This window comes from Nocardia sp. NPDC058640 (assembly GCF_042716995.1).
Lineage (GTDB): Bacteria > Actinomycetota > Actinomycetes > Mycobacteriales > Mycobacteriaceae > Nocardia.
In genome coordinates, this window is record NZ_JBHXRG010000017.1 from 63,902 (window position 1) to 79,609 (window position 15,708).

A 15,708-nucleotide genomic window follows, 5' to 3' on the forward strand; every position below is an offset into this window, starting at 1 on the left:
CATGGCTGAATACACGAGATTGGAAGATCTGGACCGGGGCGTGATCGCCGACCGGTATGGACTGGGTGAGATCGCGATCGAGCCGGTGCCCGGTGGCGCGGCCAATTCGAGCTTTCGCGTCCATGAGGTGAAGGGTGCGGATTACGCACTGACTGTCCTGGACAACGTTCCCGACAGCGCGCCCCTGTTGGCATCACTGATGGGCATGCTGGAAAAGCATTTCAAGACCACAGTGTTGGTTCGAACGGTCGACGACCAGCCGACGGTCGTCCTCGGCTCAGGCGGTGACTCCGAGCGCAGGGTCATGATTCTGAAGCGCTGGGTCGACGGAAACGTCTACCCCGTCTTCCCTGCCGAGCTTCTCGGCGAAGCAGGCAAAGAGCTCGCACGTCTGCACCGGATTTCCGTGGACGAGGTGGTCGGCGACGCACAGCTACCGGCGCAAGGCCGCAGGTTGTCTGCCGAACACCTTTCGCGGATCGTCGATTTCGAAGATCGGGAGTTCGCGGACTGGCTGACGCGGCGACTCGACGCGTTGGGCGACATCCATAGTGGTCGGCCGGACACGCTGATCCACGGCGACCTGTATTCGGACAACATCATCGTGGACGAAGCGGGCAACCTCGTCATCATCGACTGGGAAACCGCGTGCCGCGAGGACCCGATGCTCGATCTCGGCATGGCGATCATCGGTCTCGGTGTCGTGGACGGCAGCCTCGTGAGAGAACGTGCGGAAGCGATCGTCGAAGGCTATTCGTCCGTCATCGAGGTGACACCCGAGGAGCGGGCGGGCGTTCTACGCGGAATGGTCGAGCTCTCGGCCCTGATCATCGCCTACCACCGCTACTACCGACACAACGTCCGCTATCCGGGATCGCCCGCAGCGAACAAATATCGCGAGATGGTCGGCATCGTCGACAGCCTGGCCGCCTGCGCGCTGCACGGAAAATAGAAAACGCCGCCAGGTCGATGAGGGTGACCTGGCGGCGTCCGCTGGGGCCGACGCCCCACAAGCGCCTCTCGGCGGGTGGTCGCTCGTAGCGACTAAGGGGTGAGGCCCGGGGCTGTTCGGACGTCGACAGTGTGTTCAACAGAGGTCGGCTTCGAACTATTCCGACGGCTCGATGTGATCCGCACAACGGCACGAGGCAGGCACGGCTACGCGTACCTGCCTCGTGTGTCAGTGGGGGAAGGGCAGGCGCGGCGGCGGGGCCGCGCCGCGGAATCAGTAGTTGCTGAACCAATACAAAATGCTTGCCAGCAACCAGACGATCGCAGTTTCCATCGTCGCTCTCCTTTGTCGGTTCTTCCATCATCGCGCAAGACCCGCTGGTGCCGACAAGTTGTTCTTAAGAAGCTCTAGAGACCGACACCGCATTGTTGTTTCGGACACCGGAACATCCGGGTCCGATCGGTGGCGAGGGGTGATCGGTCGGACCCGGCGGTGCAGACCAGTGGGCGGCTCTTCCAGATGCTGAAGCCGCACTGCCGACGGTAACCGCACTGACGGGCTGGGCCGAGCAAGTTCCATGACGTGTCGTGCAGTAGTGGGCCGGGCCGGTCGCAGTGTTGGTGATCGGCCCGGCCGTTTGCGTATGTCACGGTTTCGGGTAAGGGTTGGGGGGTGGTCGATATTGCGGAGCACTCCGACGCGCTCGACCGTGCTGAGGTACGGCTGCGCGAAGAGTTCGCGACGATGTTCGAGCTGGAGACGATCCACCGTTTCCTGCACTCCTCCTACCAAGACTTCGCCGCCAGGGCGTCGGTGACCCTGTATTTGCCGTTGCTGGCCGAGCGATTCGGGCGTCAGCGGTTGCACGCGCTGGCCAAGATCGAAGGCAAGGTGGCCAAGCCGCGTCCGACGGTGCTGTTCCTGTGCACGCACAACGCGGGACGATCGCAGATGGCGTTGGGCTTCTTCGAACAGTTGGCGCTGGATCGCGCGGTGGCCTGGTCGGGTGGGTCGGTGCCCGGCGGGCAGCTCAATCCGGCCGCGGTGGCGGTGATGAGCGAAGTGGGCGTTGATATTTCGCGTGAGTACCCGAAACCGTGGACCGACGAGATCATTCGCGCCGCCGACGTGATCGTCACCATGGGCTGCGGCGACACCTGCCCGCTGGTGCCGGGGGTGCGGTACGAGGAGTGGATCATCGAGGACCCGGCCGGGCTGGAAGTCGAGCAGGTGCGGCCCATCCGCGACGACATCGGTGTGCGCGTGATGGGCCTGCTCGCCGAGTTGGGAATCGACGTCACCGAGCCTGTAGGTACGCCACCCAGCCTCTGAAATCGGTGATATCGGTGGCGGCCACGGCGGCGTCGTAGGTGCAGGCGAAGCCGACTACGCAGCGTCCGTCGGACAGATCGATGCTGGTCAGAGCCATGGGCGGCGGTAGTTCGGCGAGGAATCGGCCCAGGCCGGCGGGGGAGATCAGGAACAGTTCGCCTCGGATCGGTGCGCCCTGGCCGTCGCCGTGGCGGACCAGTCCTGGTTTGGGTGGGACGGTGTCCAGGGCGGTGAGGCGGTAGGCGTCGGTGGTGGTGATCTCGCCGGCGAAGCGGGCACCCAGTTGTTCGAGTTGCCAGTGCAGGGGTTGATTTCGCAGGTGTGCGCCGAAAACTGCAAGGGGCACACCGGTTTCGATGAACAGTGGGGGTGGGGTTCCGGTGATGCGAGCGGCTAGGTCGACGGCGATTTGGTCGGCGAAGGCGGGGACTACGACTGTTACGCCGAATGGAAGTCCTTGTGCCGTGGGTTTTCCGGGGACGGCGACGGCCGCGAGGTCGAGCAGGTTGCAGAAGTTTGTGTAGGTGCCCAGACGGCGGTTGATGGCGAGTGGGTCGGCTTCGACTTCGGCGATCGAAGGGTGTTCGGTGGTTGTCGGGAGGAGAAGTCCGTCGAAGTCGGCGAGCAGTGCCGTCGCGGTCGTGCGTGCTGTGGCCAGGTAGTCCAGGTCTTGCGCATAAGCGGATGCGTTGAGTTCTTTTGCCGCGCTGATGATTCCAGCGACAGTGGGGTCCAGTCCCGGCACACCCTTGTCGACGAATTCGCCGACGGCCGCATAGCGTTGCGCGACTATCGCGCCGTCGTAGAGCAGCCGGGCGGCATCCAACAGTGGTGAGATATCGACTTCGGTGATGCGCCAGCCTTGATCACGCAGGGCTGCAACGGTTTCGGTGAAGGCGGCACGATATGGCGCGCTCAGTGGTTCGAGATCCTCGGGGCGGGGGATCGCGAGAGAAGGTTCGGTGGATGGGGCGAGGCGGACATCGGTAGGCCAGCCTCTACTGCGCGGATCACGAGAGTCCTTGCCCGCCATGATCTTTGCGGCAGCGACAGCAAGCTCCAAGCCGGCGGCGAAAACGGTGACCGCGTCATAGTCGGCGCAGGCCGGCACCACCCCGTGGGTGGGGATCACGCCCAGCGTCGCCTTGATGCCGACGATACCGTGCAACGCGGCAGGCACGCGACCCGAACCGGCCGTGTCGGTGCCGATAGCCAGATCGACGATGCCCAGCGCGACGGCCACCGCGGACCCGGAACTCGAACCGCCCGAGATCAATTCGGGGTAGAAGGCGTTGCGCACCGCGCCGTACGGGCTTCGAGTGCCGACCAGTCCGGTCGCGAACTGGTCGAGGTTGGTCTTGCCCAGTACCAGCGCACCCGCCGTGACCAGTCGCTGCACCGCCGCGGCGGTTTCGGTGGCCTCATAAGCGAATTCGGGACACGCGGCCGTAGTGGGCAACCCCGCCAGGTCGACGTTGTCCTTCACGGCCACCAGCAGACCGGCCAACGGCAGATCCGCACCGGCGGCGACCCGACGTTCCAGCTCGACAGCCTCGGCGGCCAGCACATCCTGCGCACGCAGCGTGATCCACACCTCGGGCCGATCCACCTCGGCGATCCGGGCGTAGGCGGCGGTGACCCGCGCGGTCGGGGTGATTGCGGACATCGACGCTCCTGTTATTCGCTGCTCGACATGGCGGCGACCGCCCGCGAGATCCGTTCGAGCACCACATCCAGCGAGTCGCCGATGTGGGTGTGCAGCAGGCGCTGCGCCAGCACGAGATCGCCCGCGAGTACGGCGTCGAGAATGCCGAGGTGCTCGCTGATCGTGGTCTCGATGCGGTTGTTGATCATGAAGTCGTACATGCGCACATGCCGGATCCGGGAGTTCACCGCGACCAGCGCGCGCACCATCTCGGCATTGCCCGCCGCGGTCAGCAGCGCGACGTGGAATTCCTCGTCGACCACCACGAACCCCGGTTCCTGGGCGGGCGGATCGTCCTGCAAAGCCAGCCACTTGCGCTGCTCGGCTCGCAGCAGCGCGGCGTCGTGGGTGATCCGCGGATCCACCCGCACCCGCGTCATCCCACCCAATTCCAGGGTCAGCCGCAGCTCGTACAGATCGCGAATCCGCGCCACACTGGGCCGCACCGGACTGAACCCGAACTCCTCGCGCTGCAACAGCCCGTCCGAGCACAGCATCGTGAGCGCCTCCCGCACCGGCGTGCGAGAAATCCCGAACCGTGTCGACAACTTCGGCTCGGTGAGCCGCTGCCCGAACCGAATATCCCCGTTCATCAACTCCCCCCGCAACGTCGAATACACGACGTCCCGCAGCGGCCTCCCCGCCCCCTCGCCCGCTGCATCCACCCTTGTCGACATGGATGTATACGCTATCGACCACTAATTTCTATCAAGTGACAGAAAGTAAGCGCCACGTTATCCCTTGCTCACACACACGACCCTCACCATCGCCATCCCGACGCGGGGAGAACTTCTCAACGAACCCCGAACACCCAGGCAACCCCACCCGACCCCGGAGCCGCCCACACTGACACCACGAGCCCACCGCCGCGCTCCCCACTCCGCTAACCCGGAAGGGCAACCCATGAACCCCGCCATCCTGGCCCTCATCCTCGGCCTGCTCACCACCACGGCCCTCACCATCTACTGGCCGAACCCCCTCGACCGCGACCCCTCACCCGACCTTCGCGACGGAACAGGCAGGGACACCGGATCTCGGTAGTCCGCCGAGCCGGCGCGCTCGGCGTCGAACTGGATGCAGGCTGCGGACCGCAGCGACTCGTCGTCGACCTCGCATAGACAAGCGAAAAGCCCCCGACCGAAGTCAGGGGCTTTTCTGTGTCTCAACCAACACGTCGGGGTGACAGGATTTGAACCTGCGACCTCTTCGTCCCGAACGTTGCTCCAGGCTCCCGGCTGGTCCCACCCAGTGCCGCTGAGCTGGCTTTCTGTCACGTCGGGTGCCGATGAGTTCCGTCTGGTAGCAGCTGCCTCGCTGCCTTTTCGCTGCCTAGCTTGCAAGGTGGCATCGCTGCTTATGGCAGCGTCTCGTTCAGCGGACAAACGTGAGGACATACTCGTAGCCTGATGGGCCGTACACCACTGACATGGTATGAAGCGACCAGCCTTGCGCTGCCATCTCGTTCATCTTCTTCTCGGCCTTTCGGCTGTCACCAAAAACGACTACCTGATACATAGCCTGGATCGTACGGCGGCATAGGGCTACGCCGGGGGCGTTCAGGCCACCGGACTCTTCGGTCGCTAGGTGACTTCCCTTCCCCTGCTTCCTCATACTGGCCATCTCTGCGCTGAGGGAAGGGCTAGTCAAGGGGGCCGATAGGCATCACGGAGTGACGCGAAGCGCCCTTTACTCGCCCGCACCGAAGTCAGATCATCGGGCCATGAGGAGGCTAGGAAACCTACTGTTCCCGCGGTTGTCGACGTTGTCTGTCGGGACCACAGCCAGTCGACCGGGCAGAGTGTTGGCGGATTCGTTGTCGGCTGCGGGAGGTCGATCGGGTACGGCACCCGTCGCGCCCTGCTCTGCTCGGTTGTTGCAAGAAGTAGCCAGATAGGCGGAATGGGCGTGCTGCCACTCGCCAAAGCGGTGCCGACGCGCCCAACGCTCCCGCCTGCCGGAGCGAAGCGGAGGCCGGCGGGTTGTGCGGTGCCGCGCGGCGGCGCCGCTGGGCGGCGTCAGCCGCCCCTTGACTCTATATAGCGGAATTCGGCAACCACTTCGTGAAGTGACGGGTGCTCAACAACTTGGGGTGCCGTGAATCCGGCCCTGGCCTGCACCAGATCGGTTGTCGTACATGCCTTTCCACCATGCTCGCTCGACAGGTGAGGCAGAGGTCATGGCAGTGATTTTCGCGTCACAGGACCACGGGGCGTCAGGACGACCGAGAATCGAAGCATGAGCGGGCTCGTACTGACGACAGAGCGACGGATAGAACTGGCAGAGCTACTCAAGGACGAAGCGAGGTTGAACGCCGCGTTCCCCCACGTCGCGGACTATCTGGATACCGTGATGCGCCTGCCGGGTTCGGGGGATCGGGAGCATGATGCATCGTTCGATCTCAGGATGGTGCATTTTCTGACGGGAGGGGCGACTGTATCCGGCAACCCGTATTGGGACGTCGTGGCACCAGTCGTTTCCCGAGACAGCGAAGGCCGCCGTGGCGTTCATGGCCATTCGGGTAAGGCGCGACTGGCGTATGCGGAGACAGTCCTACAGGCCGCCTACGCGTATGCGATTCCGTCGCCTGAGACGCTGGCATGGGTCGGGGACTTCGCCGCTGGCCGCACGCTGCTGGAACTGGGAGCGGGTCGCGGGTATTGGGCTGGACAGCTCGCGGATAAGGGATGTCGGGTAAGGGCGTTCGACTCCGAACCGCCGAACGAGACGGTGAATCCGTCATTCCCCGTCGTGAGCGGGCAGAAGGCGATATGGCACCAAGTAGAGGGCCTGGAAGCGTATGCAACCGCGGACAAGGCCGATGCCGTGTTGTTCCTGTGCTGGCCGCCTGGGTGGGGGGATTCGATGGCGTCCGAAGCGCTGGCCGCGTTCGAGCACGACGGCGGTACCCAGCTCGTCTTCGTCGGTGAGCCCCAGGGCGGAAAGACTGGCGATGATGCGTTTTTCGCCAGGCTGGCCGAGCGGTGGGAGCTCGTCGCGGAGGATGCCGATTACGTGTCGTGGTTCCGTAACTGCGATGTCGCACAAGGATGGGTCTTGCGGCAGTAGCGGAACACAGAACAGCCCGGCCACGTCATCGGTGATGGTGTGACCGGGCTGGTGCTTTGACCTGGGTTAGCCGTTCGTGGCGTCCGCGGGGTTCAGCGACATGCGAAAGACGAACGCCTCGTATCGATCTCGCGGGTAGGAGACGTACGAGATCATCACGACCTGGTCGCCTGGAGCGATGAAGCGCTGGTAGACCGACTTCACCAGGCCGCCAGGCGAAGCCCTCAGCCATTCCGCGTGAGTAGCCGTCGGGAGACTGTCCGAAATCGTCTCCTCGAGGAACGTTGCACCGGCGATGCCCTCGACGCCGATCGGCTGGTAGGTGTCCGAGATCGAAATAGGCCGGCCATCTTCGCTTGCACGCGTGATGGTGTGGGTGACCCGAGTTCCTGGCTTCAGTCCGAGCGCCGCGGCCACCTCGTCGCTGGCGCTGACCTCCTGGACGTGGCGGTCGACTACGACCTTCTGCTCAGACTCGTCGTCTGACTCGCTGCGGAACGTCTCTTCGGGATCCTCGAGCTGCCGTTCCGGAGACACCCGCACCAGATTCGGCCGGTCGGCGACGAACGTCCCTCGCCGCGGCACTGTCCTCACAAGCCCCTGACTGATCAGCAGGTCGACCGCCGCGCGAATGACGATGGCCGAGACGTTGTGCTTCGTCGTGAGTTCCGCGTAGCTCGGTAGCTGAGTGCCAGGCATCAGCTTCCCGCTGCGGATGTCGCGGGCGAACTTACCGGCGATGGCTACGTACTGCGGCTCGGACATGAATTTCATCCCTCTCGCGTTGGGCGTGTGTCTTCTTTTTCAGTATACGCAACTGGTCATACACACAGGTCAATGCCCGCATACGCCCTGGTTGGCAAACGTCCAGCACTTACGACTTGCGCGCAATTGCTTGTGTGCATACACAACTGCGCATACACTAGAGTCACGGCCGGACGACGAACCGGCCAGAGACTCGAAATGTCAACCGACACAAGGAGATACGGCAATGGCCATCACACGCGGATTCCGCTTCCAGGTACCGAACTTCCGTGAGGTCTTCCCGAAAGACCTGATCCTGATGGGCGAAATCGAGCCCCTGATCAAGTACAACCCCGACCGCAACGCGATGCCCGAGCAGCGTCGCGACTTCGATCCGAAGACCGGTACCGGTACGGGCTTGCTGATGTGGAAGGCCAACGTCACCGACCCGACCGAGTTGAAGGCCAACCGTGCGTCGTTCGCGCTGTGGTTCATTGCGGAGGTTGTGCCGATCCCGCAGGCGGAGGAGAGCTTGCCGGGGATGCGTCGCCTCGTGGTCGAGGGTCTGATGGCGGAACCGAAGATCGCTGGTCAGGGTGACTTCAAGTACCAGAGCTACCAGTTCTACGCCACCGGCATCGCGGGCGATAACTCCGGCGCAAAGGGCAACCGTCCCATCGCTGACAAGGCCGCGTGATCGTCATGTCGCACATCCTCATGTCGGGCAACCTCTGCGAATCGATGACGGTCGAGTACCACGGTCCTCGTACTGACCCCGACTTCGGGTTCACGCACCCGGCGAAGGTGTGGGTTCAGCTGGAAAGCACGGCGGGGCACTCGACGGTGTTCCTCACTATGGACCATGTTCGCCAGCTCGCCGAGCAGCTGCCGAGCTTGCTGATGGTCCACGACGCCGCCGAGCACGTCCGTACTGAGCAGATCGCCGCCGTGTTGGCCGCGACTGAGCCCAAGGCGGCGTGACCGTGAGTACGGCGGATCAGCAGCCCCAAAGTGTTCGGTGGGCGCGCTGGTCCGCCGTTCTCGTTGTCTCGGTTATCGGCCTGGCCGCGTTCGTGCTGTCGTTCGCGGCCCTGCGTGACCTCGCGGTCATGGCCCACACACCTACTCATCTGGCGTGGCTGTTCCCGGTCATCGTGGACGGCACCATCATTCAGGCCACTATCGCAGTGTTGGCGCTGGCCGACAGTCCCGAACGATCGTTCTTCACTCGGGTCCTGATCGCCGGGGCGACGGTCTCGATCGGCGGGAACATCGCTCACGCGCTGGCCTCGGGTCACGGTGCTGGTGCGGCGATCCTCGCGGTGATCGCCCCGGCTGCTCTGCTGCTGGATACCCACGGCCTGGCCGTGCTGCTCCGCGCCCGAAACGCCCCTACCGCCGAACCAGCGACTGTGCCCGAACCCGCTGTACCCGAACCGAGTTCGACGACTGCGCCGACTCATTCACCGAATCCGCTGGCGTCTATTCAGCCGATCACCGTGCCGCCGGTGCGGGCGGTCCAACCCTTCCAACCTCCGCGCCCTACCCCGGTCGCGGCTCCTACCGGGAGTTACTGACATGGCAAACACTGATCCCTTCGTCCCGATCTATTACGACAACGCCACCGACGTGGTGCCCGTGACCGGTGACCTCAACGCGGGCTACCTGCACCACCTGGGCCTGGTCGCGGTGTCCATCGACGGTGGTGCACTGTTCCTGGAACCCACGCAGGCCGCGATCCTGGTCGACCTGCTCACTGCGGCCCTCAACGACTACACCTTCACGCTGCGGGCGGTGGCGTGATGTTGGACCTGCTGCGCTTGGTCGCGGTCTGTGTGCTGCTGGTCGTGGGGATCGTGTTGTTCCCGCTGGCACCGATGATGTTCGGCGACAGTCACGACGACGCCCCGGTCATGATCTCCACCGACGTACCGCCGACTCCGGCCTGTGCGATGTTCTGCGATGACGGCGGGGTGCGGTGATGGGTACGACCATTGTTTCCCTGTCCACCGTGATCGCCGCTGGTGTGCTGCTGTGGTGGCGTCACCTCGACGGCGTGGTCTACCTCGGCCGCCAGGTCGATCCCCTCGACGCAGTGCCGGCGGAATTGCGCACCGCCGCCGTGATCCTGACCAACGAACGCCAGCTCGCCCTGATGTGGTCCGCGCTGGGCCTGGGTGCTCCCGGTTGCTGGCCGACCATCATCGGTGGTGTCGATCGAACCCCTTCCGGCGCCGTGCTGGAAGTGCAGATCGTGGGCGGACAGAAGCTCACGGACTGGACCAACGACGACACCGCCGACGCCCTGGCTCAGTACCTCGGTGTCCCGAAAGTGCTTATCTCCCAAGCCGGTCCGGGATTCGTTCGCCTGGAACTGTGGTGCTTCGACACCCTCGCCGAACCCGTCGAACCCGTTGTCTCGGTGCAGGACGCGACCGGGGTGGACCTGGAAGCGATCCCGGTCGGTGTGCACGAAGACGGTCGGTTGTGGCTGCTGCGGATCTTGGGTGCTCACATCCTGCTCGCTGGTGCCACCGGATCGGGTAAGGGCTCGGTGTTGTGGTCGATCGTGGCCGCACTGGCTCCCGCGGTGAAAGCCGGTTACGTCGATGTGTGGGTCGCAGATCCCAAGGGCGGCATGGAATTCAGCCGCGGGGAAGACCTGTTCACCCGTTTCGAGTGGGACTCGGCAGGCATTTTGGCCATGCTCGGCGAGGCCGTGGCGCAGATGCGCGAACGCACGTCCAAGCTCAAGGCCGCCAAGGTCCGTAAGTTCGTGCCTTCCCCGGCTGATCCGCTGGTGCTGATCATCGTCGATGAGGCTGCTGCCCTGTCGTCGTATGCCACCCGTGAGGAGCAAGAAGAGTTCCGTCAGCTCACGGGCTTGTTGCAGACCCAGGGCCGTGCGGTCGGGTATTCGGTGGTCTCGGCGGTGCAGGACCCGTCCAAAGAGACCATGCCGAACCGGCAGCTGTTCACCGTCCGGATCGGTTTGCGCCTGGACGAGCCGACCCAGATCAAGATGGTCCACGGCGAATCGGCCAAAGACCGTGGTGCTCGGTGCGATGAAATCCCTACTGCTACACCGGGTGTGGGTTATGTCGCCGAAGACGGTCGGGCGGGATTTTCTCGGGTGCGTGCGTTCTGGGTGTCCAACGACGATATCGACACCCTCGTTGCTACGTACGCCCCTGATCGGCCTGACTACACCCCGCAGGGTGACTACACCGATTTCGATCCCGACTTCATTCCCGGTGAAGACGGCGACCTCGGGCGGGCGGCATGAAACGCGGCCTGGTTACCGAGTCTCACGTGGTCATCTACTGCGATACCTGCGGTGATGTCCTCACCGACGCTGATGGGGAATCGATCTGTTTCGACACGACCAGCCAAGCCATCTCGTTCCTGAGCGTGAAAATCGGCGGCTGGATCTACGACGGCGATCGGATCACCTGCGACGCCTGCACGGCCACTGCCGAATGCGAAGCGAACGGGCATCGCTGGCCGCCGACCTGGCAACAGGCGATCTGGGCCAACTCGTCCGTCGAAGCCGACTGCCACACCTGCGGAATCACCAAATCCGAACTAGCACAGGAGAACTGATCATGGCACGTAAAAGCACCCGCACCGGTCTCGCGGACGTCATCGACTTCCAAGCCCGTTCCCGCTGCCGGTCCGAAGCTCGCGGCCTGGACCCGGTCACCGTCGCGGTGAACCTCCTGGCCGATACCGGCTCGATCCCGGCCACCTGGGACTACGACCCCGACCCGTACGGCACCGCGGCATGAAACCCCCAGGCAAAGACCGCGCCCGGTTCTGGGGCCTGCTCGCCGCCGGTCAGGTGCACTCGCTGCGCAAGGCCAGAACGGTCGCAGACGCCTACATCGCCGCCTGCACCAAACGCAATTCCACCGTGGTCTACCGGGTGGCCGAACACGACACCTGGCGCACCTACTCCGATGACACACCCGTCACCACCCAGCTCGAATTCGATTGGAAGACACGATGACCCGCACAACCACCACAACCACGAACGTCCCCGAGTTCGCTGACGTGATCATGGATCTGCTCGGCCGTGCACTGATCGGCATCGTGGTCGCGGCATTCCACCTGGCTCGATGGGCGGTCCTGTTCCCGATGGTCTCCGTCCCCGCCGGCCTTTCCGTCGCGGCCGGATGGTTCTACGGCTGGGCGTTCGGGATCGTCGTGGCGGTGCTGACAGTCGCGGGGATGGTGCTGTGGCGAGTGTTGAGTCCGCAGACCTTCGAGCGCTGGCTCACCGGTCGTATCCGGTCCCGGTTCCTGGCTTGGTTCCGCTACCGCCGGGTCTGGGTCAAGATGATCACCGCCTGCGGCCTGGCTACTCGTGACGGTGACCGGGTGTTCATCCCGCGGCTGATCTCGGTGCACATCGGCGAATCCCTCGACATCGTCCGTGCTCGCATGTTGGCCGGTCACTGCCCCGATTCCTGGACCAACCGCGCCGATCACTTCGCTCACGGATTCGGTGCTCAACAGGCCAAAGTCGGGCTCATCGGCCCTGGCCTGGTCGAAATCACCTTCCGCCGTTGCGATTCGCTGGCCGAGCCGATCATCGTGGACTTCGGTTCGCGCACCGATTCGACGGTCTCGCCACTGCGCAAGGCCGCATGACCACCGCTACCGACACCCATCTAGCTGAGGGAGGCCACACCATGGACAACGCCACCAACACCGCCGAATCCACCCCTGCGGCCTCCCTCGGCCGTACCACCGCCGCCCAACGCCGCGCACTGCCCAACCTGCGCGACATCGCCGAATCCGCCGCCGAGAAAGAAGGGGTGTGCGCGCGGGTGCTGCCGATGCGGGCCGTGGATGACCGCACCGGCAACATCAGCTACGTCGGCGCCCCCTGCAAGTCCCGCAACGAAGCAGTCTGCCCGGCCTGCGCCAAAGCATTCCGCCACCTGCGCATGGACCAGTGCCGCGAAGGCTGGTGCCTGGCAGCCGAACCCGTCGACACCCCCGTGGAACCGACCCAGGCACAACGTGAATTGTTGACCGCCCGCGCTGAGCTGTTCACCCAATACCACGACGCTCGCCGCGACGACGATCACGAACTCGCCGAATCCATCGCCGCCCTGGTGGCCGACCTCGACGCCGAGCTGCGTGAACTCGGCGTGCGTGGCCGGTTCCCGACCCTGCACGACAAGCCCCGCCGCAAAGCCAAGTCCACCCGCCGCCGCCAGGACGTGCCGAACCTGCCCCGGCGCAAGGTCGAAAAGCGCACGGTCGGCGCGGTCTACAACGGCTACCAGCCCTCGACGTTCCTCACCCTGACCCTGGACGGATACGGCGCGATCAACTACGTCTACGACCCCAAAACACAGAAGACGGTCTCGGATGGCTCCCCTGTCGATCCCGACAGCTACGACTACACCCGCGCTGCTCGCGACATCGTGCACTTCGCGGCCCTGTTCGATCGGTGGGCGCAAAACCTGCGTCGTGCTGTGGGCTGGGACGTGCAGTACTTCGCCACGGTCGAACCCCAGAAGCGCGGTGCCCCGCACCTGCACATCGCGATCCGCGGATCGGTGTCGAACAAGCTGCTCAAGGCCGTCACCGCGGCGACCTACCGTCAGATCTGGTGGCCGCACTTCGACCGACCCGTCTACGAGACCGGGCACATGCCGGTATGGGACTACGAGGCCGGCCTTTTCTGCGACCCCGACACCGGCGAACCACTACCGACCTGGGATGAAGCCCTGGACGTGATGGATTCCGTCGATGATCTCGAACCCGCGCACGTAGTCCGCTTCGGCCAACAGTCCAAACCGATCCAGGTCATCGGCGGCACCGACAAGGCAGAACACCGGGTGCGCTACCTGACCAAGTACCTCACCAAGGACGTCGCCTCCCTGCTCGAACCGGGATCACGCCGCGTAGCCGAGCACTACGACCGGCTGCACGCGGAACTGTGCGTGACCCCGTGCTCCCCGCGGTGCGGCGTCTGGCTGCGCTACGGGATCGTTCCCAAGGGCGCGACCGAGAAGACCCAACCCGGCCGGTGCAGGGGCAAGGCGCACCGTCGCGACACCCTCGGCCTGCCCGGTCGGCGGGTGCTGGTGTCGAACAAGTGGACCGGCAAGACCCTGCCCGACCACAAAGCCGAACGCGCGGAATTTGTTCGGCAACAGCTCGCTGCGGTGGGGATCGTCAAGCCGGACACCTCACACCTGCGGGTGTACCCGGTCCCTCCCGGTGACCCGGACGCGCCACCGCGGGAACACCTCGTCATCGCACTGGTAGCGGCTCGATCGAAGTGGCGAAACGAGTACAACGCCGCCCGCCTGGTGCTCGCAGGAGGTCGGCCCGACGAACCGGCAGGAACACATAAAAGTGGTGTGCCACAACGTAATTCATCCGTTCGGCAATCAGCAGCATAAGGGGAAAGCAATGGAATTGATCAAGGGTGGGCGCCGGGCTGAACCTGCGACCTACACCGTCGATGAGGTCGCGGCACTACTCGGTATCTCCCGAGGCGTGGCGTACCAGTGCGTCCATGACGGCGAGATCCCGGCCAAGCGGATCGGTCGGCGCTGGGTGATCTCCCGCGCAGCGTTCTCGACCTGGCTCGAAACATCAGACAACCTTCCGAAAGCGGTGTAACACAATGGGATTCATTGATCAGACCGACGCGGGAAAGTGGAAAGCGTTCTGGCGTGAGCCGTCCGGCACGCAGCGTTCCAAGACGTTCCGGACGAAGAAGGAGGCGAGCACCTTCCTCGCTCAGGTCGAGCTGTCGAAGTCGAGCGGCATCTACGTGTCGCCACACGCGGGCAAGGCCCTGTTCGGTCCTCACGCTGAGGAATGGATGAAGTCGTGGAACACAGAGCGGACAACGATGGCGCGCGATGAATCGATCATGCGTACTCACGTCCTGCCGAAGTGGTCGGCCTGGCAGCTCGGCAAGATCGACCATCTGTCGGTGCAAACCTGGCTGAGCGAACTGGGGGAGGGGCGTTCTCGTGCAACGGTTGCTGAGGCCAAGCGGCTCCTGTCGGGGGTGATGAGGTCGGCGGTGAATAACCGGCTGATCGGGTCTGATCCGACTGCGGGCGCGCGTATTCCGAAGCGGCGCGAACGGGACACCGATGAGCGGCTACTGACTCGGGAAGAAGTTCGGCAACAGCTTCTCCCGGCGATCCAACCGGCTCGGTATCGGGCTCTCGTCGCGTGCGGTGCCTTCGCTGGCCTGCGGTGGGGTGAGGCTGCGGGGCTGTGCGTGGATGCGGTCGACGTCGACGCCGGACTCATTCACGTGATCCGCACCGTGACCGAGGTGGCTGGGCATGTCGAGTTCAAACCTTTCCCGAAGTCGCGCGCTGGTCGTCGGTCTGTCCCGATTCCCGGCTGGCTGGTCGATGATCTACGCGAGCACATCCGCGAACACGATCAGGGCATGAACGGCTTGATCTTCACCAACGAGGTCGGCGGGCCGCTTCGTCGTACGCTGTTCCGCTCTCGGGTCTGGCGTATCGCGCTGGTTCGCGCCGGCCTTCTCGGTGAGGTATCCGAGGTGGATGGGAAGTGGGAAGCCGTGTGGAAGACCGCTGACGGGGAGGTCGACGCGGAGGTGTTCAGCAAGTACGACCAGGCCGTGCGGATGGTGGCTCGGTCGGAATTCGGAGGGGTTCGGTTCCATGACCTCCGAGATATGTTCGGGACGTGGCTGGCCGATGATGGCGTTCCGCCGCACAAGATCGCCGTCGTGATGGGGCACGAAAATGTCGCGACGACCTACCAGCACTACATCCGCAAGACCGACGATCACGACGCTGTCCGCCGGTCGATGGGTGACGAATGAAAGCTGGTGCTGCCTTTTCGCTGCCTCGACGGACCTGCACCGGGTGAAATGACCCGGACATGC

At 64.3% G+C, this 15,708-nt stretch carries 21 protein-coding genes; 17 read left to right on the top strand and 4 right to left on the bottom strand.

The features are described from left to right. The first annotated feature begins 1 nt into the window (after nt 1). A complete protein-coding gene (locus tag ACFWU5_RS18870; protein WP_379268086.1) occupies nt 2-952 on the top strand; it encodes a phosphotransferase in 951 nt (316 codons plus the stop codon). Between the two features lie 672 nt (nt 953-1,624). After that, a complete protein-coding gene (locus tag ACFWU5_RS18875) occupies nt 1,625-2,284 on the top strand; it encodes an arsenate reductase ArsC (RefSeq protein ID WP_379268087.1) in 660 nt (219 codons plus the stop codon). Here the strand turns inward: ACFWU5_RS18875 and atzF are convergent. Continuing rightward, nucleotides 2,250-3,950 (bottom strand): allophanate hydrolase, encoded by a 1,701-nt coding sequence (gene atzF / locus ACFWU5_RS18880; RefSeq protein ID WP_379268088.1) that lies wholly within the window; start codon nt 3,948-3,950, stop codon nt 2,250-2,252. The two genes, ACFWU5_RS18875 and atzF, sit on opposite strands and share 35 nt — an antisense overlap. 11 nt (nt 3,951-3,961) lie before the next feature. Next, a complete protein-coding gene (locus ACFWU5_RS18885; RefSeq protein ID WP_379268089.1) occupies nt 3,962-4,666 on the bottom strand; it encodes a GntR family transcriptional regulator in 705 nt (234 codons plus the stop codon). 226 nt (nt 4,667-4,892) lie between these two features. On the opposite strand from ACFWU5_RS18885, the gene ACFWU5_RS18890 reads away from it, so the two are divergent. After that, nucleotides 4,893-5,030 (top strand): hypothetical protein, encoded by a 138-nt coding sequence (locus ACFWU5_RS18890; protein ID WP_379268090.1) that lies wholly within the window; start codon nt 4,893-4,895, stop codon nt 5,028-5,030. A 330-nt stretch (nt 5,031-5,360) separates the two neighbouring features. Here ACFWU5_RS18890 and ACFWU5_RS18895 read toward each other — a convergent pair whose 3' ends face one another. Then, complete coding sequence (locus ACFWU5_RS18895) at nt 5,361-5,504, bottom strand: hypothetical protein (protein ID WP_379268091.1); 144 nt, start codon at nt 5,502-5,504, stop codon at nt 5,361-5,363. A gap of 720 nt (nt 5,505-6,224) precedes the next feature. Here ACFWU5_RS18895 and ACFWU5_RS18900 point away from each other — a divergent pair. Beyond that, nucleotides 6,225-7,055 carry a hypothetical protein gene (locus ACFWU5_RS18900; RefSeq protein ID WP_379268092.1) on the top strand — a complete coding sequence of 277 codons (831 nt, stop codon included), beginning with the start codon at nt 6,225-6,227 and terminating at the stop codon, nt 7,053-7,055. A 66-nt stretch (nt 7,056-7,121) separates the two neighbouring features. Here ACFWU5_RS18900 and ACFWU5_RS18905 read toward each other — a convergent pair whose 3' ends face one another. Then, nucleotides 7,122-7,820, bottom strand: a complete 699-nt coding sequence (locus tag ACFWU5_RS18905) for a GntR family transcriptional regulator (RefSeq protein WP_379268093.1) — start codon at nt 7,818-7,820, stop codon at nt 7,122-7,124. Between the two features lie 226 nt (nt 7,821-8,046). Between ACFWU5_RS18905 and ACFWU5_RS18910 the strand changes: the two genes are divergently transcribed. From ACFWU5_RS18910 to ACFWU5_RS18970, 13 genes are read left to right on the top strand one after another with little or no spacing between them, the layout of a single operon-like run. Beyond that, a complete protein-coding gene (locus tag ACFWU5_RS18910) occupies nt 8,047-8,496 on the top strand; it encodes a hypothetical protein (protein WP_379268094.1) in 450 nt (149 codons plus the stop codon). Between the two features lie 5 nt (nt 8,497-8,501). Beyond that, the gene (locus tag ACFWU5_RS18915; protein ID WP_379268095.1) at nt 8,502-8,780 is read left to right on the top strand and encodes a hypothetical protein; all 279 of its coding nucleotides are present in this window, start codon (nt 8,502-8,504) and stop codon (nt 8,778-8,780) included. A gap of 2 nt (nt 8,781-8,782) precedes the next feature. Beyond that, complete coding sequence (locus ACFWU5_RS18920; RefSeq protein WP_379268096.1) at nt 8,783-9,376, top strand: DUF2637 domain-containing protein; 594 nt, start codon at nt 8,783-8,785, stop codon at nt 9,374-9,376. A 1-nt stretch (nt 9,377) separates the two neighbouring features. Then, nucleotides 9,378-9,602, top strand: coding sequence for a hypothetical protein (locus tag ACFWU5_RS18925; protein WP_379268097.1), 225 nt, complete (start codon nt 9,378-9,380; stop codon nt 9,600-9,602). After that, nucleotides 9,602-9,781 carry a hypothetical protein gene (locus tag ACFWU5_RS18930; protein ID WP_379268098.1) on the top strand — a complete coding sequence of 60 codons (180 nt, stop codon included), beginning with the start codon at nt 9,602-9,604 and terminating at the stop codon, nt 9,779-9,781. Before ACFWU5_RS18925 ends, ACFWU5_RS18930 begins: the two co-directional genes overlap by 1 nt. Continuing rightward, entirely contained in the window at nt 9,781-11,085 is a 1,305-nt protein-coding gene (locus ACFWU5_RS18935; RefSeq protein ID WP_379268099.1) for an FtsK/SpoIIIE domain-containing protein, read from the top strand. Before ACFWU5_RS18930 ends, ACFWU5_RS18935 begins: the two co-directional genes overlap by 1 nt. Further along, nucleotides 11,082-11,402: a hypothetical protein gene (locus ACFWU5_RS18940; protein ID WP_379268100.1), complete on the top strand. Its 321-nt coding sequence runs from the start codon at nt 11,082-11,084 to the stop codon at nt 11,400-11,402. The genes ACFWU5_RS18935 and ACFWU5_RS18940 overlap by 4 nt, the downstream gene beginning before the upstream one ends. Before the next feature lie 2 nt (nt 11,403-11,404). Further along, a complete protein-coding gene (locus tag ACFWU5_RS18945; RefSeq protein WP_379268101.1) occupies nt 11,405-11,587 on the top strand; it encodes a hypothetical protein in 183 nt (60 codons plus the stop codon). Continuing rightward, nucleotides 11,584-11,808, top strand: coding sequence for a hypothetical protein (locus tag ACFWU5_RS18950; RefSeq protein WP_379268102.1), 225 nt, complete (start codon nt 11,584-11,586; stop codon nt 11,806-11,808). Before ACFWU5_RS18945 ends, ACFWU5_RS18950 begins: the two co-directional genes overlap by 4 nt. Next, the gene (locus tag ACFWU5_RS18955; protein ID WP_379268103.1) at nt 11,805-12,452 is read left to right on the top strand and encodes a hypothetical protein; all 648 of its coding nucleotides are present in this window, start codon (nt 11,805-11,807) and stop codon (nt 12,450-12,452) included. The genes ACFWU5_RS18950 and ACFWU5_RS18955 overlap by 4 nt, the downstream gene beginning before the upstream one ends. Further along, complete coding sequence (locus ACFWU5_RS18960) at nt 12,449-14,224, top strand: replication initiator (protein WP_379268104.1); 1,776 nt, start codon at nt 12,449-12,451, stop codon at nt 14,222-14,224. Before ACFWU5_RS18955 ends, ACFWU5_RS18960 begins: the two co-directional genes overlap by 4 nt. Before the next feature lie 10 nt (nt 14,225-14,234). Further along, nucleotides 14,235-14,447, top strand: a complete 213-nt coding sequence (locus ACFWU5_RS18965) for a helix-turn-helix domain-containing protein (RefSeq protein WP_379268105.1) — start codon at nt 14,235-14,237, stop codon at nt 14,445-14,447. A 4-nt stretch (nt 14,448-14,451) separates the two neighbouring features. Then, entirely contained in the window at nt 14,452-15,645 is a 1,194-nt protein-coding gene (locus ACFWU5_RS18970) for a tyrosine-type recombinase/integrase (RefSeq protein ID WP_379268106.1), read from the top strand. The last annotated feature ends 63 nt before the right edge of the window (nt 15,646-15,708 follow it).